The organism is Streptomyces termitum (assembly GCF_014650175.1).
GTDB lineage: Bacteria > Actinomycetota > Actinomycetes > Streptomycetales > Streptomycetaceae > Streptomyces > Streptomyces termitum.
In genome coordinates this window covers 538928-561656 of the sequence record NZ_BMUL01000002.1, presented here as the reverse complement: position 1 = coordinate 561656, position 22729 = coordinate 538928, and the positions used below count along the sequence as shown (strand labels likewise).

Below are 22729 nucleotides of genomic sequence, written 5' to 3'. Positions count from 1 at the left end.
TCTGACGAATAGTGGTGCCGGAAGGTGGTCCGTTTGTGCGACAGGGGGGCCCGGGTGGCAGCATGGGACAAGTGAGCATCGCGCCTATCGAGATCGAACGGACCGAGTCGGCCGAGGAGGTCTCCGCGGTCGTCGAGCCCGACGTCCCCTGGGTCACCCTCGTGCACAACGACCCGGTGAACCTGATGAGCTATGTCAGCTACGTCTTCCAGGCGTATTTCGGCTACTCCAAGGACAAGGCGCACAAACTGATGCTCGACGTGCACAACAAGGGCCGCGCGGTCGTCTCCAGCGGCACCCGCGAGGAGATGGAACGGGACGTGCAGGCGATGCACGGCTACGGACTGTGGGCCACCCTCACCCAGGACCGCGGCTGATGTCCGGCCACTTCGAACCGGTCCCCGGCGGCGGCGCCGCCGTGGACCTCGACGGCGTCGAGGTCTCCATCCTGCGCTCCCTCTCCGTCCAGCTCCTGGAGCTGATCGGCCCCGGCGACGAGCCGGACCCGGACGCCGACCCGCTCGCCGCCCTCTTCGCCGAGGGCCCCAGCGAGCCGCCCTCCGACCCGGCCCTGCGCCGCCTCTTCCCCGACGCGTACGGGGACGACACCGAGGAACTGCGCTCCGCCGCGGCCGACTTCCGCCGCTTCACCGAGAACGACCTGCGCGCCCGCAAGCGCGAGGACGCCCTCACCGTGGTCCGCGCCCTGGACGGGCTCGCGGCCGGCGACCCCGAGGAGACGGCGCTCCTGAAGCTGACCCCGGACGAGTCCCGGGCCTGGCTGGGCACCCTCAACGACCTGCGGCTGACCATCGCCACCCGGCTGGAGATCACCGAGGACGAGGAGAGCGAGCGGCTCTACCGGCTGCCGGACTCCGACCCCCGCAAGCCCATGGTGATGGCCTACCTGTGGCTGGGCGCGCTCCAGGAGTCGCTCGTGGAGACCCTGCTGCCCTGAGGCGTACGGGCCGGCGGGGCGGGGTGCCGCCCCACCCCGCCGTTCGCTCAGCGGACGCTCAAATCCGCATAACGAATACGTTATCCAAGCGTCGTGTTCTGTCGTCTTGGATCCTTTTCATGCCTATTTTCCTGTGACTCAGCTCACGCCGATTCCCCCTGATCATGGGCCACCCCGTGATAAATCTTCACGACCGCTCGGGGGCGCCACCCCTGTTCCCGAGGGCGCCACGCCCGGCCGACCGCCGGCGGCACTCCATCCGCATCCGGGGGGATCATGGAGAAAGGCGCACCACCATGACCTCGACACAGGTCGACAAGGACCACCAGCCGGCCGACGGGACCGGAGACGGCGGCGAGGGCTACCAGCGCGGCCTCGGCTCCCGGCAGATCCAGATGATCGCCATCGGCGGAGCCATCGGCACCGGCCTCTTCCTCGGCGCCGGCAAGGCCATCCACCAGGCCGGACCCAGTCTCGTCCTCGCCTACGCGATCGCCGGCCTCGTCATCTTCTTCATCATGCGCGCCCTCGGCGAGCTGCTCATGTACCGCCCGGTGTCCGGCTCCTTCGCCGAGTACGCCCGCGAGTTCGTCGGCCCCTTCGCAGGCTTCGTCACCGGCTGGACCTACTGGCTGTTCTGGGTCGTCACCGGCATCACCGAAGTCACCGCCGCCGCCACCTACATGACGTACTGGTGGAACATCCCGCAGTGGGTCTCCGCCCTCGTCTTCACCTTCGTCCTCTACGGCGCCAACCTCATCTCCGTGAAGCTCTTCGGCGAGCTGGAGTTCTGGTTCTCCATGGTCAAGGTCACCGCCATCGTCGGCATGATCCTGATCTGCGCCGGAGTCCTCACCGTCGGCTTCTCCGACGCCGGCGACACCGCGACCGTCGCCCACCTGTGGAACCAGGGCGGCTTCTTCCCCAACGGCGTCGGCTCCACCCTCATGACACTCCAGATCGTCATGTTCGCCTTCCTCGCCGTCGAACTCGTCGGCGTCACCGCGGGCGAGTCCAAGGACCCGAAGACCGTCCTGCCCAAGGCCATCAACACCGTGCCGTGGCGCATCGCCGTCTTCTACGTCGGCGCCCTCGTCATGATCCTGTCGGTCGTCCCGTGGACCGAGTTCCAGCCCGGCGTCTCCCCCTTCGTCGCCGCCTTCGAGAAGATGGGCCTCCAGGCGGGCGCCGCCATCGTCAACTTCGTCGTCCTCACCGCCGCCCTCTCCTCCTGCAACTCCGGCATGTACTCCACCGGCCGGATGCTGCGCGACCTCGCCCTCAACGGCCAGGGGCCCAGGGTCTTCACCCGGCTCACCCGCGGCGGCACCCCGCTCGTCGGCCTGACCTTCTCCGCCGCCCTCATGCTGGTCGGCGTCTGGGTCAACTACGTCGCCCCCGGCAAGGCGTTCGAGTACGTCGTCTCCTTCGCCACCATCTCCGGCATGTGGGCCTGGATCATGATCCTGGTCTGCCAGATCCGCTACCGCGCCAAGTGCGACCGCGGCATCCTGCCCCCGTCCTCCTTCCGCACCCCCGGCGCCCCCTGGACCAGCTGGTTCGCGCTCTGCTTCATCGGCATGGTCATCGTCATGATGGGCCTCGACGAGGGGGCCAGGGTCTCGCTCTACTGCGCCCCCGTCTGGGCCCTGCTCCTCGGCGTCTCCTACCTGGTCCTCAAGGCCCGCGACCCCGAGGGCGCCGCCTTCGCCAAGCACCGCTGACCAGGAGCGTCCCAGTATCCGGGCGCCTCCGTACCACGATCCGGTACGGGGGCGCCCGTCCGCATATCCTGTCGGCATGCTGACCATCACCCGGGACCTGTACGACCGGATCGTGGAACACGCCCGTGCGGACCACCCCGACGAGGCCTGCGGCGTCGTCGCGGGCCCGGTCGGCTCGGGCCGCCCCGAGCGGTTCGTCCCCATGCTCAACGCCGCCCGCTCGCCCACCTTCTACGAGTTCGACTCCGCCGACCTCCTCAAGCTCTACCGCGAGATGGACGACCGGGACGAGGAACCCGTGATCATCTACCACTCGCACACGGCGACCGAGGCGTACCCCTCCCGCACCGACATCACCTACGCCAACGAGCCCGGCGCGCACTACGTCCTCGTCTCCACCGCCGACACCGACGCCGCGGGACCCTTCCAGTTCCGCTCCTACACGATCGTCGAGGGCGTCGTCACCGAGGAGGACGTGAAGGTCGTCGAGGCGTACGCGTAGGCTGACCGCGACCGCCCAGGGCGGCAGGACCCAGGAAGCCGGTGCGAACCCGGCGCGGTCCCGCCACTGTGACCGGCCCCCCAGGGGGCCGTCAGCCAGGAACTGACCTGCCGCCTTCTCACCACCGATCGGGGACGTGGAAATCCCCGGAGGAGGCCCCGCCATGACCTGGCGCCACCGGCTGCCGCTCGCCGCCGCCCTGCTCCCGCTGCTCGCCGCCTGCGCCGCCCCCGCGAGCGCCCCGGACACCGCGAAGCCGGCCCCCGGCTTCCCGTACACCGTCACCAACTGCGGCGTCACCACCACCTTCACGGCCCCGCCGAAGCGCGCCGTGACGATGAACCAGCACGTCACCGAGATCGCGCTCGCCCTCGGCCTGGAGAAGTCCCTGGCCGGCACCGCCTACCTCGACGACGCCGTGCTGCCCGCCTACCGCGAGGCGTACGACTCCGTCCCCGTCCTCGCGAAGGAGTACCCCTCCAAGGAGGCGCTGCTCGCCGCGGACCCCGACTTCGTCTACGGCGGCTACACCTCCGCCTTCGACGCCACCGCGGGCCGCGACCGGGCCGGACTCGAACGCTCCGGCGTCCGCACCCGCCTCGACACCGAGTACTGCGCCGACGGCCCCGTCACCGCCGACGACCTCTACCGCGAGGTCACCGAGGTCGGCCGCACCTTCGGCGTCCCCGACCGGGCCGCGGCCTGGACCGCCGACGCCCGCGCCCGCCTCGCCGCCACCGAGCGGCGGCTCAAGGGCACCGCCCCCGTCTCCGTCTTCGTCTACGACAGCGGCGACAAGACCGCCTTCACCGCCGGCGGCAAGGGCATCGGCAACGACCTCATCGCCCGCGCGGGCGGCCGCAACGTCTTCGCCGACCTCGACAAGCCCTTCGGCGACGCCTCCTGGGAGCAGGTCGTCGCCCGCCGGCCCGAGGTCGTCCTCATCTACGACTACGGCTCCACCACCGTCGAGCAGAAGAAGCGCCGCCTCCTCGACGACCCCGCGCTCCGCGACGTCCCCGCGATCAAGAACCGCCGCTTCGCCGTCCTCCCGCTCTCCGACACCGTCCTCGGCGTCCGCGTCCCCGCCGCCGTCGACAAGCTGGCCGCCCAGCTCCACCCGGCCCCCGCCCGATGACGGCCCCGACCCAGGGCCCGGCCTCGGGACCGCCCCCGACGCACGAACCGGCCTCCGCCCGGGAATCCGCCCCGGCCCGGGGACCGGCCTCGGCGCCGCCCCCCGCACACGAACCCGCCCCCGCCCGGGAACCGGCCCCGGCCCAGGAATCCGCCCCGGTCCGGGAGCCGGCCGCCGCCGGGCCGGCCCGCCGCCGGGCCGTCGCCGGGCGCCTGCGGTACGTGCTCGTCGTCGGCGGGCTGCTGGTCGCGCTGGGCGCCGCCGTCGTCGGGTCGCTCGCCCTCGGCTCCGTCCGGGTGCCGCCCGGCGACGTGCTCGCCGCCCTCACCGGGCGGGCCGCGCCCTCCCCGTACCGCACGATCGTCCTCGACGTCCGGCTGCCCCGGGTCCTGCTCGGCGCGGTCGTCGGCGCCGGGCTCGCCGTCGTCGGCGCCGTCCTCCAGGCCCTGGTGCGCAACCGGCTCGCCGACCCGTTCCTCCTCGGCATCTCCTCCGGCGCCTCCACCGGCGCCGTCCTGGTCCTCGTCCTGGGCGTCGGCGGCGGCCTCACCACCACCCTCGCGCTGCCCGCCGGGGCCTTGGCCGGCTCCCTCCTCGCCCTCGCCCTCGTCTACGGGCTTGCCCGGCGCGGCGGCGCCATGACCGGCCCCCGGCTCGTCCTCGCCGGGGTCGCCGTCTCGTACATCCTGTCCGCCCTCACCACCCTCCTCCTCGTCACCGCCGGCCGCCCCGAGCACTTCCAGGAGGCCCTGTACTGGTCCCTCGGCGGGCTCGGCTCGGCCCGCTGGGACACCCTCGCGCTGCCCGCCGCCGTCCTCCTCCTCGGCACCGGCGTCCTGCTCGCCCTCGCCCGCCCCCTCGACCTCCTGCTCACCGGCGACGAGGGCGCCACCGCCCTCGGCCTGGACACCGGCCGCTTCCGCGCCGCCGTCTTCGTCCTCGCCTCCCTCGTCACCGCCGTGATGGTCGCCGCCAGCGGCGCCGTCGGCTTCGTCGGCCTGATGGCCCCGCACGCCGCCCGGCTCGCCGTCGGCGCCCCGCACCGGCGGCTGCTGCCCGTCGCCGCCCTCGGCGGGGCCGTCGCCCTGGTCGCCGCCGACCTCGGGGCCCGTACCCTCGCCGCCCCGCAGGACATCCCCGTCGGCGTCCTCACCGCCCTCACCGGCGGCCCCCTCTTCCTCTGGCTGATGCGCCGCCGCCCCGAAGGAGCCGCCCTGTGACCGGCCCGAGCGCCACCGGCCTGAGCATCGAGGGCCTCGGCCACGCCGACCGGCTCCGCGGCGCCCACCTCACCGCCCGCCCCGGCGAGACCGTCGGCCTCATCGGCCCCAACGGCAGCGGCAAGACCACCCTCCTGCGCTGCGTCTACGGCACCCTGCCCGCCACCTCCGGCCGGATCCTCCTCGACGGCACCGACCTGGCCCGGCTGGCCCCCCGGGACCGGGCCCGCCGGGTCGCCACCGTCCCGCAGGACCCCGACCCCGACCCGGACCTCACCGTCCGCGAACTGGTCGCCCTCGGCCGCTCCCCGCACAAGCGCTTCTGGGAGGGCGACACCGCCGAGGACCTGGCCCGCGCCGACGCGGCCCTCGACCGGGTCGGCCTCGGCGGTCTCGCCGACCGGCTCTGCCCCACCCTCTCCGGCGGCGAGCGCCGCCGCGCCCTGGTCGCCCGCGCCCTCGTCCAGGGCCCCGAGCTCCTCGTCCTCGACGAGCCCACCAACCACCTGGACATCCGCCACCAGCTCGACGTCCTCGCCCTGGTCCGCACCCTGGGCACCACCAGCCTCCTGGCCCTCCACGACCTCAACCTCGCCGCCGCCTTCTGCGACCGGATCTACGTCCTGGAGGCTGGCCGGGTCGTCACCGGCGGCACCCCCGCCGAGGTCCTCACCCCGGCCCTGATCTCGGCCGTCTACGGGGTGGACGCCGAGGTCGCACCGCATCCCCGGACGGGCGTCCCGACCGTCCTCTACCTGCCGAGTCCGGTACCCGGTCAGAAAACATCCACCATGTGAGATCACATTCCGGAACCCGGACCGGGAATCGATACGATGAGCCCATGGTTTCCCACGACGTGAGCGAAGAGACTCCGAGCACAGCCCTGCTCGTAGGCCGCCTGCACGTCGATCTGTGCCGTCTCGCCAGCGCGATGTGTCCCTTCCGCGCTGGGCTCTGAGCGAACCGGCCGAGCGCAGCCACCACGCACCACCCCCTCGCGCGGGGGTTCCGCCGCGCGCCCACCACGCCACTTCCGACAGGAGCCCACGCCATGGCCATCGAGGTCCGCATCCCGACCATCCTCCGCACCTACACCGACGGCGAGAAGGCCGTCGAGGGCAGCGGCGCGACCCTCGCCGACCTCTTCGCCGACCTGGAGACCCGCCACGCCGGGATCGAGGCCCGCATCGTGGACGGCGGCAAGCTCCGCCGCTTCGTCAACGTCTACCTGAACGACGAGGACGTCCGCTTCCTGGAGGGCATCGAGACCAAGCTCTCCGACGGCGACAGCGTCACGATCCTGCCGGCCGTGGCCGGCGGCATGGTCTGAGCGGACCCGCCCCCATGCGTTACGACTCCCCGCTGGCGGCGGTCGGCAACACGCCGCTCGTCCGCCTCCCGAGGCTCTCGCCCTCCGAAGAGGTCCGCATCTGGGCCAAGCTGGAGGACCGCAACCCGACCGGCTCGGTCAAGGACCGCCCCGCGCTCCACATGGTCGAGCAGGCCGAGAAGGACGGCCGGCTCACCCCCGGCTGCACCATCCTGGAGCCCACCAGCGGCAACACCGGCATCTCGCTGGCCATGGCCGCCAAGCTCAAGGGCTACCGCATCGTCTGCGTCATGCCCGAGAACACCAGCGAGGAGCGGCGGCAGCTGCTCGCCATGTGGGGCGCGGAGATCATCTCCTCCCCGGCGGCGGGCGGCTCCAACACGGCCGTCCGGGTCGCCAAGGAACTGGCCGAGCAGCACCCGGACTGGGTGATGCTCTACCAGTACGGCAACCCGGACAACGCCGGTGCCCACTACGCCACCACCGGCCCGGAGATCCTCGCGGACCTCCCGTCCATCACCCACTTCGTGGCGGGCCTCGGCACCACCGGCACCCTCATGGGCGTCGGCCGCTACCTGCGCGAGCACAAGCCCGACGTGAAGATCGTCGCCGCCGAGCCGCGCTACGACGACCTCGTCTACGGGCTGCGCAACCTCGACGAGGGCTTCGTCCCCGAGCTGTACGACGCCTCCGTCCTCACCACCCGCTTCTCGGTGGGCTCGGCCGACGCCGTCACCCGCACCCGGGACCTCCTCCAGCAGGAGGGCATCTTCGCCGGGGTCTCCACCGGAGCCGCCCTGCACGCCGCCATCGGCATGGGCCGGAAGGCCGTCAAGGCGGGGGAGAGCGCGGACATCGCCTTCGTCGTCGCCGACGGCGGCTGGAAGTACCTCTCGACCGGCCTCTACACGGCCGCCACCACCGAAGAGGCCATCGCGGCGGTCCAGGGCCAGCTCTGGGCCTGACCCCGAAGCGGCGCCGGGCGGTCCCCCGCCCGGCCCCCGCCTGACCCACCGTCCGGCTCCGGACGGCGGGCCCACGGGGTGACTCGCGCCGGGGGCACGCCCCCGGGCCGGGCGGCGGGAGCACGCCCCCGGGCCGGGCGGACCCCGGTCCCACGGGAAAGCCCCCCGCACCGGGGGAAGGGGGTACGTCTCCGTCCCGGGCGGCGGGAGTACGCCTCCGGGCCGGGCGGTCGGTCCACGGGGGAGCCCCCGCACCGGGGAAGGCCGCCCCTGCCGGGGGAAGGGTCAGCGGGCCAGGTGGCGGACCTGGTCCCACAGGGCCGGGTCGGCCTCGCCCGCGCGGCGGCGGAAGTCCGCGACGGCCACCTCGCGCAGCTCGTCGGTCTCCAGGAAGCTCGCCCGCCCCCGCGCGTCGCCCACCGTCCCCGGCGGCAGCGCGATCACGCCGGGCCGCTCGTCGTGGTACTTGCTGGTGATCTTCGCGACCAGCGCCCGGTTCCCGCGTACCGACAGCACCAGGCAGGGCCGGTCCTTGGAGCCGGGCCCGTCCTCGAAGGGCACCTCGGCCCACCAGATCTCCCGCGCCCTCGGCGTCCGCGCCCCGGCCGGACGCTTCCCCTCCGGGCGGCCCGGCGGCCGGGTGCGGACCGGCGGGCGGGCCCGTCCGGGCGCCGGACGCCGGGTCGGGCGCCGCCGCCCTCCGGCGACCGCGATCACCAGCGCGATCACCACGACCGCGACCAGCGCGGGCCACCATGACGTGTCCATACCCCATGACGTTACCGGCGCCGGTGCCACCGCGCCGCGCCGGGCCGCCGTCCATCCGAACCGGTGACAGAGCCCGTGAGTTCGCCCACAACCGGCCGCCACGGAGGAGCGGGGCGCCCCGGTGCCCCGTACGCTCGACTGACCGCACGGCCTCCCCCCTCCCCCTGCGTGCCCGCCCGCACCCGTCCACGGAGGTTCACGCTCCCATGAAGCTCACCGTCGTCGGCTGCTCGGGGTCGTTCCCGTCCGCGGAATCGGCCTGTTCGAGCTACCTCGTAGAGGCCGACGGCTTCCGGCTGCTCCTCGACATGGGCAACGGCGCCCTCGGCGAGCTGCAGCGCCACATCGGTCTCTACGACCTCGACGCGATCTTCCTCAGCCATCTCCACGCCGACCACTGCATCGACATGTGCGGGTACTTCGTCGCCCGCTACTACCGCCACGACGGCGGCCGGTGCGACGCTATCCCGGTCTACGCCCCCGAGGGCGCCGAGCAGCGGCTGACCACGGCGTACGCCGACACCCCGTCGCCGTCCTCGATGAGCGAGGTCTTCGACTTCCGCACGCTGACCACGGACTCCTTCGAGCTGGGCCCGTTCACCCTCCGCACCGCGAAGGTCTGCCACCCGGTGGAGGCGTACGGCATCCGGGTCGAGCACGAAGGCCGTTCCCTCGCCTACTCCGGCGACACCGGCGTCTGCGACGCGCTGCACGATCTGGCCGACGGGGTGGACCTCTTCCTGTGCGAGGCGTCCTTCACCCACGGCAAGGAGGACATCCCGGAGCTGCACCTCAACGGCCGGGAGGCCGGCGCCCACGCCGCCCGCGCCGGAGCGGGCCGGCTGGTCCTCACCCACATCCCGCCGTGGACCGACGGCGAGCGCAACCTCGCGGACGCCCGCGCGGTCTACACCGGCCCGGCGGAACTGGCCCGGGCGGGCGCGGTCTACGAGGTCTGAGCCCGCCCCGGCGGGAAGCGCGCGACGTACGGAAAAGGGCGAAGGCCCCGGAACCGAGGGGTTCCGGGGCCTTCGCCGTGCTGCGGGGGGAGGGGCTCACGCCTTGGTGAGGTCCTCGATCTCCTCGTCGGACTCGCGGCCCGGCGTCGGAAGGTTGAACTTGGTGATCGCGAAGCGGAAGACCACGTAGTAGATGGCTCCGAAGACGAGACCGATCGGGATGATCATCCACGGCTTGGTCGCGTGGGTCCAGTTCAGGGCGTAGTCGATGAAACCGGCCGAGAAGTTGAAGCCCGCGTGGACGCCGAGCGCCCAGGTGACGGCCATGGAGAGCGCGGTCAGCACGGCGTGGAGCACGTACAGGATCGGCGCGATGAACATGAAGGAGAACTCGATCGGCTCGGTCACACCGGTGACGAACGAGGTCAGGGCCAGCGAGACCATCATGCCGAGGACGACCTTGCGGCGCTCGGGGCGGGCGCAGTGCGCGATGGCGATGGCGGCGGCCGGGAGGCCGAACATCATGATCGGGAAGAAGCCGGACTGGAACATGCCGGCCGACGGGTCACCGGCCAGGAAGCGCGGGATGTCGCCGTTGACGACGTCGCCGGCGGCGTTGGTGAAGTCACCGAGCTGGAACCAGGCGACGGTGTTGACGAACTGGTGCATGCCGATCGGGATCAGCGCGCGGTTCACACCGCCGAAGAGGGCGGCACCGCCGGCGCCGAGGCCGGTCATCCACTCGCCGAAGCTGGAGATGCCGTCGCCGATGGGCTCCCAGATGAGACCGAAGAAGACACCCACGACCAGGCCGACGAAGGCCATGATGATCGGGACGAGGCGGCGGCCGTTGAAGAAGCCGAGCCAGTCGACCAGCTTGGTGCGGTGGTACTTCTGCCACAGCACCGCGGCCAGCAGACCCATGATGATGCCGCCGAGGACACCGGGGTCGTTGTACTTCGCGGCTATGTCCTCGCCGGCCTGGACCTTCGCCTCGACGACGGGGAAGGCCTGAAGGACCTTGCTGTAGACGAGGAAGCCGACGACCGCGGCGAGCGCGGTCGAGCCGTCGGCCTTCTTGGCGAAGCCGATCGCGACGCCGACACAGAACAGCAGGGGGAGGGCGCCGGTGATGGCGCCGCCCGCGTTGCCGAAGACGGCGGAGACCTTGTCCCAACCGAGCCCGTCGGCGCCGAACACGTCCGGCTGACCCAGCCGGACCATGATGCCCGCGGCCGGCAGCACGGCGATCGGCAGCTGCAGGCTGCGACCGACCTTCTGCAGGCCCTGGAACAGGCCGGATCCGCGCTTCTTCGCGGGAGCGGCGGCCTGGGCGGTGGCCGTACTCATCAACTTCCTCCAGTAGGCAAGGCGCCGCCAGAGGACAGTGAAAGGGGGCGACGGCGGCGTCTCGTGGAACGCGGTGGTCTGGACCGCGTGGTCTACACCAATGAGTGGTGTAGACCAGTTGTAGCACGTGAGACTTAGATAAGGAACCTGCGAATTTTTCTCGTCCCGGCATAGTGATGAAGGCGTGACAAAAGGCCCCCGGACCGTGAGGTCCAGGGGCCTTGAAGGGGGCTTACCGGGGGTCCGAAAGCCCTGAAACGGACACCTTTTGGCGGGGTGTCACCAGGGGGCCGCGCGCTACTTCGTGTTCTCGCGCTCCAGCTCCTCCTGGACCTCCTCGGGCTCGCGGCCCGGCGTCGGCAGATTGAACTTGGTGATCGCGAACCGGAAGATCACGTAGTAGACGACCGCGAAGCAGAGGCCGATCGGAATGATCATCCAGGGCTTGGTGGCCAGGTTCCAGTTGATCAGGTAGTCGATCAGACCGGCCGAGAAGCTGAAGCCGTCCTTCACGCCCAGCGCCCACGAGACCGCCATCGACACGCCCGTCAGCACCGCGTGGATGCCGTACAGCACCGGCGCGATGAAGAGGAACGAGTACTCCAGCGGCTCGGTGATGCCGGTGACGAACGAGGTCAGCGCCACCGACAGCATCAGGCCGCCGACCTCCTTGCGGCGGTTCGGCCGCGCGCAGTGGGTGATCGCTAGCGCCGCCGCCGGCAGCGCGAACATCATGATCGGGAAGAAGCCGGTGGTGAACTGGCCGGCGTTCGGGTCGCCCGCCAGGAACATGCTGATGTCACCGTGGACCGTGGTCCCGTCCGGCTTGGTGTACGAGCCGAACTGGAACCAGATGGGCACGTTCAGGAACTGGTGCAGGCCGATGACCAGCAGCGCGCGGTTGGCCACGCCGAAGATGCCCGACCCCCAGGCGCCCAGCCCGACCAGCCAGTCGGAGAAGCTCTCCAGCGCGTCGCCGATCGGCGGCCAGATCCACAGGCAGAGCGCGGCGAAGAGGATGCCGACGAAGGCCATGATGATCGGGACGAGCCGGCGGCCGTTGAAGAAGCCCAGCCAGTCGACCAGCTTGGTGCGGTGGTAGCGCTGCCACAGGTAGGCGGCGAGCAGGCCCATGATGATGCCGCCGAAGACGCCCGGATTCTGGTACGTGTACCCGGCGAAGGCGTCGTCGACGCCGAGGCAGCCGCCGCCGACGTCCTTCGTGCCGGTCGGGCAGTCCTTCGGGAACTGGCGCAGCACCGTGTAGTAGACGAGGAAGCCGACCACCGCGGCGAGCGCGGTCGAGCCGTCCGACTTCTTCGCCATGCCGATGGCGACACCGATGCAGAACAGCAGGGGCAGGCCGAGACTGCCGTCGAGCAGCGCGCCGCCCGCGCCGGACATCACCTTGGCGACGTTGTCCCAGCCCAGGCCGTCGGCGCCGAAGACGTCCGGCTGGCCGAGCCGGTTGATGATGCCGGCGGCCGGGAGGACGGCGATGGGCAGCTGGAGGCTCCGGCCCATCTTCTGCAGGCCCTGGAAGAAGCCTCCCCAGGAGACCTTCCTCGACCGGGGTGCTGCGCTGTCGGTACTCATCGGCGACCTCCCTGACCCGGAACAAGCCGGGACCGCTTTTCGTTGCAGACTGGTGTAGACCAGTTGCGGTAGGCTCCGGGAGCCCGCTGAGGACAGGCCGCCGGTGATCGTCATCATTCGACAGAACGGCGGCACTCGCTCGCGAAGTTGGGCCAACCGTGGGTTACCGTGACAAAGCGGACCGTCGGTGCGCCGAGATTCGCGTGTCCCGCGAACGGAACGGACAGGGAGAAACACATGGCCAGCAAGGCTGAGAAGATCGTCGCCGGGCTCGGCGGCCTCGACAACATCGAAGAGGTCGAGGGCTGCATCACCCGCCTGCGCACCGAGGTGCGTGACGCCTCCCTCGTCAACGAGGCCGCGCTCAAGGCCGCCGGCGCCCACGGCGTCGTGAAGATGGGCACCGCGATCCAGGTCGTCATCGGCACCGACGCGGACCCGATCGCCGCCGAGATCGAAGACATGATGTGAGCCGCTGACACCCGTCAGCGACAGGAAGGGCCCGTTCCGGCAGGGGAACGGGCCCTTCCTCGCGTCCGGGACCGGCAGGACGGGTGGGGCGGGCGGTGCGGCCGGGACAGGTGGGTCGGGCCGTGCGGTCGGTACGGGAGGGGCGGCTGGGACAGGAGGGGGGCGGAGGCGCGCGCGGGACCGCGGTGCGGACAGGGCGGCGGTACGGTCCCCTCCGTCCGCGCGGCTACGCTCCTCCCATGTCTCGCATCGACGGCCGTACCCCCGAACAGCTCCGCCCCGTCACCATCGAACGCGGCTGGAGCAAGCACGCCGAGGGCTCCGTCCTCGTCTCCTTCGGCGACACCAAGGTCTTCTGCACCGCCACCGTCACCGAGGGCGTCCCCCGCTGGCGCAAGGGCAGCGGCGAGGGCTGGGTCACCGGTGAGTACGCCATGCTCCCGCGCGCCACCAACAGCCGGGGCGACCGCGAATCCGTCCGCGGCAAGATCGGCGGCCGGACCCACGAGATCTCCCGCCTCATCGGCCGCTCGCTGCGTGCCGTCATCGACTACAAGGCGCTCGGCGAGAACACCATCGTCCTCGACTGCGACGTCCTCCAGGCCGACGGCGGCACCCGCACCGCCGCCATCACCGGCGCCTACGTCGCCCTCGCCGACGCCGTCGCCTGGGCCCAGGGCAGGAAGCTCGTCAAGGCCGGCCGGCAGCCCCTCACCGGCACCGTCGCCGCCGTCTCCGTCGGCATCGTCGGCGGCGTCCCCCTCCTCGACCTCTGCTACGAGGAGGACGTCCGCGCCGACACCGACATGAACGTCGTCTGCACCGGCGACGGCCGCTTCGTCGAGGTCCAGGGCACCGCCGAGGCCGAGCCCTTCGACCGTGCCGAACTGAACGCGCTCCTCGACCTGGCCGCCGCCGGCTGCGCCGACCTGGCCGACCTCCAGCGCAAGGCCCTCGAAGCCACCCTCTGATCCCTCCGCCGAGGAACCCTCCGCGGAGGAACTCTCCCCCCGGGCCGACGCGTCCTTTACGGCAAGGGGCGCGCGGCCGTACCGTGCGCCCCGTCCACACACAGCCCGGGGGAGGACCCGAAACGTGAAGCGCCGCCGCACCACAGCCCTCGCCGTCGCCACGGCCGCCGCACTCACCACCGTCCTGACGGGGTGCGGAGCCCTCGACACGGCCATGGACTGCGTCAAGACCGCCGACGCGATAGCGACCTCGGTCAGCAACCTCCAGCAGGCCGTCTCCAACGCCTCGAACGACGCCACGCAGATCGAGGAGTCCCTGACCGCCATCTCCACGGAGCTCGGCAACCTCAAGGACACCACTGGCAACGCCGACCTCTCCAAGGCGGTCGACGACCTCTCCAAGGGCGTCGACTCGGTCCGCGCCGCCGTCAAGGCGGGCGACGCCACCCCCGACATCACCCCGATCACGGACGCCGCCGCCGAGGTGGGCAAGGTCTGCACCCCGGGATAATCGGGGGCATGACCCGACCGCGACTGATCCTCGCCACCCGCAACGCGGGCAAGATCACCGAACTCCACGCGATCCTCGCCGACGCGGGCCTCGACCTCGACCTCGTCGGCGCGGACGCGTACCCCGACGTCCCCGACGTCAAGGAGACCGGCGTCACCTTCGCCGAGAACGCCCTGCTCAAGGCCCACGCCCTGGCCCGCGCGACCGGCCTGCCCGCCGTCGCCGACGACTCCGGCCTCTGCGTCGACGTCCTGGGCGGCGCCCCCGGCATCTTCTCCGCCCGCTGGGCCGGCGCCCACGGCGACGACAAGGCCAACCTCGACCTGCTCCTCGCCCAGCTCGGGGACATCGCCGACGAGCACCGCGCCGCCCACTTCGCCTGCGCCGCCGCCCTGGCCCTCCCCGACGGCACGGAACGCGTCGTCGAGGGCCGCCTGGAGGGCACCCTCCGCCACACCCCCGTCGGCACCCACGGCTTCGGCTACGACCCGATCCTCCAGCCCACCGGCTCCACCGTCACCTGCGCCGAACTGACCCCGGCCCAGAAGAACGCCATCAGCCACCGCGGCAAGGCCTTCAGGTCCCTGGTCCCGGTGATCCGGGAACTGCTGGGCTGAGACCGGCATGCGAACGGCCCGGCGCGAGACCGCGCCGAGCCGTTCGTGCGGGTACGCCCGGTCGGATTCGAACCGACAGACACGACCACCTAAAGATCGCCGCTCAGCCCTTGGCGTACGGGCGCGTACACGGTGTCCTACTCTACTCGCCGTCCGCCTCTGCACCAGGTGTCCGTGACCGCATGGCAGTTGGGGCACAGCAGCCGGAGGTTCCCCAGCCGGTCGTCGCTCCAGTCCCCGTCGATGTGGTCGACCTCCAGCGTCATGGGCCGTCCGAGCCACTCCGGCCCGACGCCGCAGCCCGCGCACTCCTCGGGCACGCCCGCGTCGCGGAGCGCCCGCCGGAGCAGCCGCGTCCGGGTCCGGCGCCTGCCGTCGTGCCGGACCAGGATCTCCGAGGCGGGCCTCACCGGTCCGGTCCGGCCCCGCTGACGGCCCCGGCCCAGGAAGTGAGCGGTGTCCAGGCCGTCCTCCGTCACCCACCGCCGGAACAGCGCACGCCCCCGCCCGCCGTCGGGCCTGTTCAGGAGGCGCAGGGCACCCGCGATCGAGGACGCTCCCACGACCGCGTCCCGCAGTTCCTCCGCCGTGGGGCGGGGAGGCTGTCTGCCGCGTCGGCGATGGGGGAAGTGCGAGATGTCGATGCCGTAGTGGGCGAAGCGTTTCAGAAGGTAGCGGCGCAGTCCGTCGTGCGGCTCCACTCCGAAGAAGACCATGACCTCGGTGACGTCCGCGCACCGCGACGCGGCTTCGGCCAGTCGCTCACGGGTGTAGCGGACTGCCTCCCTCACCGGGCGCGCCCCTTTCCGCGTCCCCGGTAGCCGTCCGTCGTCGAGTGGCAGTTCGGGCAGAGGAACCGCAGGTTCTCGATGCGGTTGTCGCGCCAGTCACCGTCGATGTGGTCGATCTCCAGCCGGAGCGGGCGGCCGAGCCAGACGCCCTCGTTGCCGCACCGCGCGCACTCCTTCGGGATTCCGGTCTCCGTCATCGCCCAGGCGAGCCGGTCGCTCGGCACGCGCCGGGCCTGCGGACCGGTCTGCCGCACGAGGAAGGTTCCGGGCGTCCGGGGGCGCCAGGGCCTGCCCCGCCGCGACGGCGCGCGGAAGTGCGAGGTGTCGATCCCGTACGCCCTGATCCGGCGGCTGATGTGGGTGTGCTGCCCGCCCACGACCTCCACCCCCAGCCGGCGCAGCACCTCGCACATGTTCGTCGACCCCGCCACCGCCTCCGCCAGTACCTCCCGGGTCCATCGCACCCCCTCCCGCTCGAAGTGCGAGGTGTCCACGCCCAGTGCGCGCATGCGGGCGCGCAGGTAGCGGCGCGAGCCGCTTCTCGGGTCCGCGCCCAGTCGCTCCAGCGCCTCCGTCAGTGTGTGCGCTCCCCGGGCCGCCGACTCCAGGCGCTCCCTCGTGTACGGACCTGCCCCCATGCGATTCCCTCCCCCGTGCGGATCTCGTACGGATCAACGAACCGGATATCGGACGGTTACGCCGTTCCGCGTACGGAACGCGGACGGGCCCGCACTCCCGGGGAGGGGTGCGGGCCCGTCGGGGCGCGGGGTCAGATCCCCAGGTCCCGGATGATCTTGGCGACGTGGCCGGTGGCCTTGACGTTGTAGAAGGCGTGCTCGACCTTGCCCTCCTCGTCGACGACGACCGTGGAGCGGATGACGCCCGTGACGACCTTGCCGTAGAGCTTCTTCTCGCCGAAGGCGCCGTACGCCTCCAGGGTGGTCTTCTCCGGGTCGCCGACCAGGGTGACCCTGAGGTTCTCCTTCTCGCGGAACCTGGCGAGCTTCTCCGGCTTGTCGGGGGAGACGCCGATGACGTCGTAGCCGGCGGCGGCCAGCACGTCGAGGTTGTCGGTGAAGTCGCACGCCTGCTTGGTGCAGCCGGGGGTGAGGGCCGCCGGGTAGAAGTAGACGATGACCTTGCGGCCCCGGTGGTCCGCGAGCGAGACCTCGTTGCCGTCCGCGTCGGGCAGGGTGAAGGCGGGGGCGGTGTCGCCGGGCTGCAGTCGCTCGCTCATGGATCGCTCTCCTCGGGGATGTGCGCGTACTCGATGAGAGCCTAATGGGGGTCGGGGAAGGCCCCGGGGCCGCCGAGCTGACAGACTGTCCGTCTACGACCGGAACACGACTACGGAGGCAGCGCGGTGTCGGACGCCAGGACCCCTGCGCAGATCGAGGCGGACATCGTCCGCCGGCGCGAGCAGCTCGCCGTCACGCTCGACGAGATCGGCATTCGGATGCACCCGAAGACGATCATCGGAGACGCGAAGGCCAAGGTCGCATCGAGCGTCGACGAGACCGCCGGGCGGGCGTTCGTCGCCGTCAACCGGGTCGTCTCCGACGTGAAGGCGCGTTTCACCCACGAGGACGGCGCCCCGCGCCTGGAGCGCGTGGTCCCGGTCGCCGTGGTGGCCGTCGCGCTCGTCGGGCTGCTGGTGAGCTCCTCCCGGAAGAAGAAGGGCTGAGACCGGCCGGTAGGTTCACTCCCGTGAGCGAGAACACCCACGACAAGCTGCCCATCCGGATGCTCCACGACCGGGTCCTGGTCCGCACCGACAGCCCGGAGGGGGAGCGGCGCTCCGGCGGCGGGATCCTGATCCCGGCGACGGCCGCCGTCGGCCGGCGCCTCTCCTGGGCCGAGGTCGTCGCGGTCGGGCAGAACGTCCGGACCGTGGAGATCGGCGACCGGGTCCTGTACGACCCCGAGGACCGTGCCGAGGTCGAGGTGCGGGGCGTCGCCTACGTCCTGATGCGGGAGCGCGACCTGCACGCGGTGGCCGCCGACCGGTTCCAGACCTCGGACTCGACCGGCCTCTACCTGTAGTCGCCCGCGAGCGCGCGAAGGCCCCGGTGACCCTTGTCACCGGGGCCTCGGCGCGTTCTTTGCTAGCCTGGAACCACCCCGACGAGACGCGCCGTACCGGGTCCGGACAAGACGACGCACCCCTGTTCCGTCTCCCGGAGGTGTCTCGTCATGGCCTGGGTCCTTCTCGTCGTCGCCGGTCTGCTCGAAGTCGGCTGGTCGATCGGGATGAAGTACACCGAGGGCTTCACCCGTCTCTGGCCCAGCGTCTTCACCGCGGCCGGCATCGTCGCCTCCATGGTCCTGCTGTCGCAGGCCGCCAAGACCCTCCCGATCGGCACCGCCTACGGCGTCTGGGTCGGCATCGGCGCGGCCGGTGCGGCGGTGCTCGGCATGGTGGTCCTCGGCGAACCGGCGACCGCCGCCCGGATCTTCTTCGTCTGCCTGCTGCTGGTGGCGGTCGTCGGCCTGAAGGCGACCTCCGGCCACTAGGCCGTGTCCGGCGGATCTTCGCGGGCCCGCGACGCCTGGCACGTCCTCTCGCCGCACGCCCGGATCGCCCGAGTACGTCCAGTACGAGGGCGACCCGGGCGCACGCCGAGAGAACGCACCGGACGCCGCGGGCTGATCCACGAAGATCCGCCGGACACGGCCTAGGGCCCGTCCCGCGAAGCTCCGCCGGACAGGTCCGGGGGCCGCACGGCGCCCCGTTCCCCCGTCCGGCCTAACGGCGGGGTGCCGGTCGCCGGGTGGCCGGGCGGCGGGCCGCTCCCGGGCCCGCCTCGCCCGTCTCGTACGCCCCTTCCCGGGGGCCGTCGGGGACGGGCGGCACGGCGGGGAGTTCGGCGCCGGGCATGAGCCGCAGGTCGAAGTCGCGGGCCGGGCGGCCGGCCAGCGCCTCGCGGGTGAAGCGGGCCCAGATCTCGGCCGGCGGGCCGCCGCCGTTGATCCGGGGGAGGCCGAGCGCCCCGTACAGCGGCTCCTGCCGACCGGTCTCCGGGTCCTGGCCCATCAGGGCGACCACGGTGGCCAGTTCGGGGGTGTAGCCGGCGAACCAGGCGGCCTTGTCGTCCTCGGCGGTGCCGGTCTTGCCGGCCGCCGGGCGTCCGGCGGCCTGCGCGGCCGTGCCCGTACCGCTCTCGACGACACCGCGCAGCACGGCGGTGGTGGTGTCGGCGGCCTCCCGGCCGACGGTCCGCCGGAGGCCCGCGGCGGGCAGCGCGAGGGGTTCGCCGTCGCGGGTGACGGAGCTGACGAGGGTCTGCTCGCCGCGCCGGCCGTGCGCGGCGAGCGTGGCGTAGGCCCGTGCCATGTCGAGGACGCTGGCGGTGGCCGGGCCGAGCGCGATGGACGGGGAGGCGGTGAGGTCGGGGGTGGCGGCGGGCAGGCCGAGGGCGACGGCGGTGCGGCGCACCCGGGCGGGTCCGACGTCGACGGCCATCTGGGCGTAGACGGCGTTGACGGAGAGGCCGGTGGCGGCGCCGACCGGGATCTCGCCGTAGCTCTCGCCGTCCTCGTTGGCGGGGTCGTAGGGGGCGCCGGGCCAGCCCTGGACGGGCCGCCGGTCGGTGCCGTCGTAGAGCGTGTACGGGGTGATCGGCTCGCCGTACTGGGTGCGGGCGCCGCCCTGCACGGCGGCGGTGAAGACGAAGGGCTTGAAGGTGGAGCCGACCTGGTAGTCGCGGCGGGTGGCGTTGTTGACGTACTGCTCGGTGTAGCCGACGCCGCCGTAGAGGGCGACGACCCGGCCGGTGGCGGGCTCGACGGCGACGGCCCCGGCCCGCACGTACCGGTCGGCCGGGTGGGCGGCCGGGTCGAGGCGGTGGGTGACGCGGTCCTCGACGGCCCGGACGAGGGCGTCCTGCCGGGCCGGATCGATGGTGGTGACGATGCGCAGGCCGCCGGCGGCGAGGGTCTTCTCGTCGACGATCCGGCGGCCGGTCAGGTACTCCCGGGCGGCCTGGACGAGGTAGCCGCGCTGGCCGGAGAGGCCGGCGGAGGAGCGGGCGGGCCGCGGGTCGGGGAAGCGGAGGGCGGCGCGTTCGGCGGCGGTCAGCCAGCCCTCGGTGACCATGCCGTCGAGGACGTAGCCCCAGCGGGCGAGGACGGCGGGCCGGTTCTCCGGGCGGGTGGTGACGTCGTAGGCGCTGGGGGCCTTGAGGAGGGCGGCGAGGTAGGCGCCCTCGGCGGTGCCGAGTTCCTCGACGCCCTTGCCGTAGTAGGCGTGGGCGGCGGCCTGGAGGCCGTAGGCGCCGCGGCCGAAGTAGCTGGTGTTCAGGTAGCCCTGGAGGATCTCGTCCTTGCTGCGCTCGCGCTCCAGCTTGATCGCGATGACGAACTCCCGGGCCTTGCGGGTGAGGGTCTGCTCCTGGCCCAGGTAGTAGTTCTTCACGTACTGCTGGGTGATGGTGGAGCCGGACTGGCGGCCCTTGCCGGTGAGGGTGTTCCAGGCGGCGCGGACCATGGCCTTGGGGTCGACGGCGCGGGAGGTGTGGAAGTCGCGGTCCTCGGCGGCGAGGACGGCCTGCCGGACGGTGAGGGGGATCCGGTCGAGGCGGACGTTCTCGCGGTTGACGTCGCCGTCGCGGGCGAGGACGGTGCCGTCGCGGTACAGGTAGAGGTTGGACTGGGCGACGGCGGCGGCGTTGGCGGCCGGGATGTCGATGAGCAGGTAGCCGGCGGTGAGGGCGCCGGCGGCCAGCAGGGCGCCGAGCAGGAGCAGCCCGAGGAGGGCGCGCAGCAGGCGGCGGGGGAGGGACCTGCGGGGCGGCCGGGCCCGGTGGCGGGGGGACGGGAGGGTGGGGTCCCTCGGTTCCCAGGCCGGATCCGCGTCCGGATCGGGGGGCGGGGCGGCGGCGGAGACGGAACGCGAGGAAGGGGACATGGCACCACATAGTGCACACAAATGGGGCGAAACTCCCGAAGGCGGAGGGTGGCTGACGGGTAATCCGTCGGGAAAACCGCTCGCGGCGGCGCTCCGGCGACCACTAGGGTCGTGCGCTTCGCCCTGTTTCCCCTCCCCCCTCTCCTCTCCTCCTCCCCACCCTTCCGGAAGGGACGCTTCATGCTGCGGCTGTACGCCACCGTGGCCGCGGGCGGCTTCCGGCGGTACGCCACCTACCGGGTGGCGACGCTGGCGGGCCTCTTCACCAACACGGTCTTCGGCTTCGTCTACTCGTACACCTACATCGCCCTGTGGGCCGAACGGCCCCGGCTCGGCGGCTACTCCACCGACGACGCCCTCGCCTACGTCTGGATCGGCCAGGCCCTCCTCACCGTCTGCGGCCTCATGGGCGGCGGCTTCGAGGACGAACTGATCGAGCGCATCAGGACCGGCGACATCGCCGTCGACCTCTACCGCCCCGCCGACCTCCAGGGCTGGTGGTGCGCCGCCAACGCCGGCCGGTGCGCCTACCAGCTCCTCGGCCGCGGCGCGGGCCCGCTGCTCATCGGCTCGCTCGCCTTCGGCTTCACCCTCCCCGACGGCCCGGCCGGCTGGGCCGCCTTCCTCCTCGCGGTGGCCCTCGGCTCCCTCGTCGGCTTCGCGCTCTGGTACCTGGTCGCGATGAGCGCCTTCTGGCTCCTCGACGGGCAGGGCGTGGTCCAGGCCGCCTGGCTGACCGGCCTGTTCTTCTCCGGGATGCTGCTGCCCCTGAACGTCTTCCCCGGCACGCTCGGCGAGGTCGCCCGCGCCCTGCCGTGGGCGGCCCTCCTCCAGGTCCCCGCCGACGTCTACCTCGGCCGGTACGGCACCGGCTGGGGCCTCCTGCGGGCCTACGGCTTCCAGGCCGCCTGGCTCGTCCTGCTGCTGGCGGCGGGCCGCGCGGCCCAGCACGCGGCGACCCGGAAGGTGGTGGTCCAGGGTGGCTGACCGGACCTTCGAACCGGCCCCGGAGGACGTACGGACTCCTGGTCCGGAGGACGTACGGGCTCCGATCTCCGCCGGCCCGCTGGAAGCCGTACGGGCTCCGGCGTCCGCCGGTCTCCCGGAGGGCGTACGGCCTCCGGGGCCGCCGGGGGCGGCGGCCGACGCGTGGCGCGCGTACCGCATGGTCGCCGGCATGTGGATCCGCTCCACGATGGCCTACCGGGCCTCCTTCGTGCTGACCCTCGTCACCTCCTTCTGCGTCACCTTCTTCGACTTCGTCGTCATCCTGCTGATGTTCGGGCAGGTCAGGGGGCTGGGCGGGTTCGCGTTCGCCGAGATCGCCCTCCTCTACGGCCTCACCGGCACCGCCTTCGGCATCGCCGACCTGACGATGGGCTCGCTCCAGCGGATGGGCCGCCGCATCCGGGACGGCTCCCTCGACGGCTTCCTGCTGCGCCCGGCGCCGCTGATCGCGCAGGTCGCGGCGGACAAGTTCGCGCTCCGCCGGCTCGGCCGGGTCCTCCAGGGGCTGATGGTCCTGGTGTGGAGCCTGGTGCTGCTGCGCGGGGAGGTGGCCTGGACGCCGCTGAAGGTCCTGATGGTGCCGGGCGCGGTCCTCTGCGGCGCGGTGATCTTCAGCGCGGTGATGGTGCTGGGCGCGTCCGCCCTCTTCTGGCTCCAGGACGCGGCCGAGGTCACCAACGCCTTCACCTACGGCGGCAACACCCTCCTCCAGTACCCGCCGACCGTCTTCGCGCAGGACCTCGTCCGGGGCGTGGTGTACGTGATCCCGCTCGCCTTCGTGAACTGGCTCCCCGCCCTCTACCTGCTCGACCGCCCCGCCCCGCCCGGCGTGCCCGCCTGGGCCGCCTTCGCACCCCCGCTCGTCGCCCTGGCCTGCTGCGGGATCGCCGCCCTGGCCTGGCGCGCGGGCGTCCGCTCGTACCGCTCGACAGGAAGCTGAGGCC

The 22729-nt window shown here is 72.4% G+C and carries 27 protein-coding genes, 1 tRNA gene and 2 riboswitches; of the genes, 20 read left to right on the top strand and 8 right to left on the bottom strand.

Going from position 1 to position 22729, the window contains the following annotated elements; translation table 11 throughout:
- Window positions 1-62: 62 nt before the first annotated feature.
- The 10 genes from clpS (at window position 63) to IE219_RS05770 (ending at window position 7837) form a co-directional block, all read left to right on the top strand.
- Window positions 63-377, top strand: coding sequence for an ATP-dependent Clp protease adapter ClpS (gene clpS / locus IE219_RS05810; RefSeq protein WP_189975416.1), 315 nt, complete (start codon window positions 63-65; stop codon window positions 375-377).
- Window positions 377-958 carry a DUF2017 domain-containing protein gene (locus tag IE219_RS05805; RefSeq protein ID WP_189975415.1) on the top strand — a complete coding sequence of 194 codons (582 nt, stop codon included), beginning with the start codon at window positions 377-379 and terminating at the stop codon, window positions 956-958. The genes clpS and IE219_RS05805 overlap by 1 nt, the downstream gene beginning before the upstream one ends.
- Before the next feature lie 296 nt (window positions 959-1254).
- Window positions 1255-2682, top strand: coding sequence for an amino acid permease (locus IE219_RS05800; RefSeq protein ID WP_189975414.1), 1428 nt, complete (start codon window positions 1255-1257; stop codon window positions 2680-2682).
- Between the two features lie 76 nt (window positions 2683-2758).
- Window positions 2759-3184 (top strand): M67 family metallopeptidase, encoded by a 426-nt coding sequence (locus IE219_RS05795; RefSeq protein ID WP_189975413.1) that lies wholly within the window; start codon window positions 2759-2761, stop codon window positions 3182-3184.
- 31 nt (window positions 3185-3215) lie between these two features.
- A riboswitch (cobalamin riboswitch) is annotated at window positions 3216-3289 on the top strand.
- A gap of 58 nt (window positions 3290-3347) precedes the next feature.
- On the top strand, window positions 3348-4322 hold the full coding sequence (locus tag IE219_RS05790; RefSeq protein WP_189975412.1) for an ABC transporter substrate-binding protein: 975 nt from the start codon (window positions 3348-3350) through the stop codon (window positions 4320-4322).
- A complete protein-coding gene (locus IE219_RS05785; RefSeq protein ID WP_229849600.1) occupies window positions 4319-5542 on the top strand; it encodes a FecCD family ABC transporter permease in 1224 nt (407 codons plus the stop codon). Before IE219_RS05790 ends, IE219_RS05785 begins: the two co-directional genes overlap by 4 nt.
- Window positions 5503-6339 (top strand): ABC transporter ATP-binding protein, encoded by an 837-nt coding sequence (locus IE219_RS05780; protein ID WP_373298777.1) that lies wholly within the window; start codon window positions 5503-5505, stop codon window positions 6337-6339. Before IE219_RS05785 ends, IE219_RS05780 begins: the two co-directional genes overlap by 40 nt.
- A 44-nt stretch (window positions 6340-6383) precedes the next feature.
- Window positions 6384-6500 (top strand): putative leader peptide, encoded by a 117-nt coding sequence (locus tag IE219_RS32520; RefSeq protein ID WP_356727804.1) that lies wholly within the window; start codon window positions 6384-6386, stop codon window positions 6498-6500.
- 93 nt (window positions 6501-6593) lie between these two features.
- Window positions 6594-6872, top strand: a complete 279-nt coding sequence (locus tag IE219_RS05775; protein WP_189975410.1) for a MoaD/ThiS family protein — start codon at window positions 6594-6596, stop codon at window positions 6870-6872.
- Between the two features lie 14 nt (window positions 6873-6886).
- Window positions 6887-7837: a PLP-dependent cysteine synthase family protein gene (locus IE219_RS05770; RefSeq protein ID WP_189975409.1), complete on the top strand. Its 951-nt coding sequence runs from the start codon at window positions 6887-6889 to the stop codon at window positions 7835-7837.
- Window positions 7838-8122: 285 nt separating this feature from the next.
- Here the strand turns inward: IE219_RS05770 and IE219_RS05765 are convergent, their stop codons facing one another.
- Entirely contained in the window at window positions 8123-8605 is a 483-nt protein-coding gene (locus IE219_RS05765) for a type II toxin-antitoxin system PemK/MazF family toxin (protein WP_189975408.1), read from the bottom strand.
- 206 nt (window positions 8606-8811) lie between these two features.
- Here IE219_RS05765 and IE219_RS05760 point away from each other — a divergent pair, with 206 nt between their 5' ends.
- On the top strand, window positions 8812-9564 hold the full coding sequence (locus IE219_RS05760; RefSeq protein ID WP_189975407.1) for an MBL fold metallo-hydrolase: 753 nt from the start codon (window positions 8812-8814) through the stop codon (window positions 9562-9564).
- 96 nt (window positions 9565-9660) lie between these two features.
- Here the strand turns inward: IE219_RS05760 and IE219_RS05755 are convergent, their stop codons facing one another.
- Window positions 9661-10914 (bottom strand): PTS transporter subunit EIIC, encoded by a 1254-nt coding sequence (locus IE219_RS05755; protein ID WP_189975406.1) that lies wholly within the window; start codon window positions 10912-10914, stop codon window positions 9661-9663.
- 297 nt (window positions 10915-11211) lie between these two features.
- A complete protein-coding gene (locus IE219_RS05750) occupies window positions 11212-12510 on the bottom strand; it encodes a PTS transporter subunit EIIC (protein WP_189975405.1) in 1299 nt (432 codons plus the stop codon).
- 237 nt (window positions 12511-12747) lie between these two features.
- Between IE219_RS05750 and IE219_RS05745 the strand changes: the two genes are divergently transcribed.
- From IE219_RS05745 to rdgB, 4 genes are all read left to right on the top strand, one after another.
- Window positions 12748-12981, top strand: coding sequence for a PTS sugar transporter subunit IIB (locus IE219_RS05745; protein ID WP_189975404.1), 234 nt, complete (start codon window positions 12748-12750; stop codon window positions 12979-12981).
- A gap of 239 nt (window positions 12982-13220) precedes the next feature.
- Window positions 13221-13952, top strand: a complete 732-nt coding sequence (rph, locus tag IE219_RS05740; RefSeq protein WP_189975403.1) for a ribonuclease PH — start codon at window positions 13221-13223, stop codon at window positions 13950-13952.
- A gap of 124 nt (window positions 13953-14076) precedes the next feature.
- Window positions 14077-14463 carry a hypothetical protein gene (locus IE219_RS05735; RefSeq protein WP_189975402.1) on the top strand — a complete coding sequence of 129 codons (387 nt, stop codon included), beginning with the start codon at window positions 14077-14079 and terminating at the stop codon, window positions 14461-14463.
- An 8-nt stretch (window positions 14464-14471) separates the two neighbouring features.
- Window positions 14472-15080 carry an RdgB/HAM1 family non-canonical purine NTP pyrophosphatase gene (rdgB, locus tag IE219_RS05730; RefSeq protein ID WP_189975401.1) on the top strand — a complete coding sequence of 203 codons (609 nt, stop codon included), beginning with the start codon at window positions 14472-14474 and terminating at the stop codon, window positions 15078-15080.
- A 52-nt stretch (window positions 15081-15132) separates the two neighbouring features.
- On the opposite strand, the gene IE219_RS05725 is transcribed toward rdgB, so the two are convergent.
- From IE219_RS05725 to bcp, 4 genes are all read right to left on the bottom strand, one after another.
- Window positions 15133-15205: transfer RNA gene (locus tag IE219_RS05725), tRNA-Leu, on the bottom strand.
- A 12-nt stretch (window positions 15206-15217) separates the two neighbouring features.
- The gene (locus tag IE219_RS05720) at window positions 15218-15871 is read right to left on the bottom strand and encodes an HNH endonuclease signature motif containing protein (RefSeq protein ID WP_229849599.1); all 654 of its coding nucleotides are present in this window, start codon (window positions 15869-15871) and stop codon (window positions 15218-15220) included.
- Entirely contained in the window at window positions 15868-16509 is a 642-nt protein-coding gene (locus IE219_RS05715) for an HNH endonuclease signature motif containing protein (RefSeq protein WP_189975400.1), read from the bottom strand. Before IE219_RS05715 ends, IE219_RS05720 begins: the two co-directional genes overlap by 4 nt.
- A gap of 131 nt (window positions 16510-16640) precedes the next feature.
- Window positions 16641-17108: a thioredoxin-dependent thiol peroxidase gene (gene bcp / locus IE219_RS05710; protein ID WP_189975399.1), complete on the bottom strand. Its 468-nt coding sequence runs from the start codon at window positions 17106-17108 to the stop codon at window positions 16641-16643.
- 126 nt (window positions 17109-17234) lie between these two features.
- On the opposite strand from bcp, the gene IE219_RS05705 reads away from it, so the two are divergent.
- From IE219_RS05705 to IE219_RS05695, 3 genes are all read left to right on the top strand, one after another.
- On the top strand, window positions 17235-17555 hold the full coding sequence (locus IE219_RS05705) for a DUF3618 domain-containing protein (protein ID WP_189975398.1): 321 nt from the start codon (window positions 17235-17237) through the stop codon (window positions 17553-17555).
- Window positions 17556-17578: 23 nt separating this feature from the next.
- Complete coding sequence (locus IE219_RS05700; protein WP_189975397.1) at window positions 17579-17914, top strand: GroES family chaperonin; 336 nt, start codon at window positions 17579-17581, stop codon at window positions 17912-17914.
- A gap of 49 nt (window positions 17915-17963) precedes the next feature.
- A riboswitch (guanidine-III (ykkC-III) riboswitch) is annotated at window positions 17964-18035 on the top strand.
- Between the two features lie 29 nt (window positions 18036-18064).
- Window positions 18065-18385 carry a DMT family transporter gene (locus tag IE219_RS05695; RefSeq protein WP_150228377.1) on the top strand — a complete coding sequence of 107 codons (321 nt, stop codon included), beginning with the start codon at window positions 18065-18067 and terminating at the stop codon, window positions 18383-18385.
- 232 nt (window positions 18386-18617) lie between these two features.
- Here the strand turns inward: IE219_RS05695 and IE219_RS05690 are convergent, their stop codons facing one another.
- Entirely contained in the window at window positions 18618-20777 is a 2160-nt protein-coding gene (locus IE219_RS05690; RefSeq protein WP_189975396.1) for a transglycosylase domain-containing protein, read from the bottom strand.
- A gap of 183 nt (window positions 20778-20960) precedes the next feature.
- Between IE219_RS05690 and IE219_RS05685 the strand changes: the two genes are divergently transcribed.
- Together IE219_RS05685 and IE219_RS05680 are read left to right on the top strand one after the other, a co-directional pair.
- The gene (locus IE219_RS05685; RefSeq protein WP_189975519.1) at window positions 20961-21764 is read left to right on the top strand and encodes an ABC transporter permease; all 804 of its coding nucleotides are present in this window, start codon (window positions 20961-20963) and stop codon (window positions 21762-21764) included.
- Window positions 21757-22725, top strand: a complete 969-nt coding sequence (locus IE219_RS05680) for an ABC transporter permease (RefSeq protein ID WP_373298769.1) — start codon at window positions 21757-21759, stop codon at window positions 22723-22725. The genes IE219_RS05685 and IE219_RS05680 overlap by 8 nt, the downstream gene beginning before the upstream one ends.
- Window positions 22726-22729: the final 4 nt, after the last annotated feature.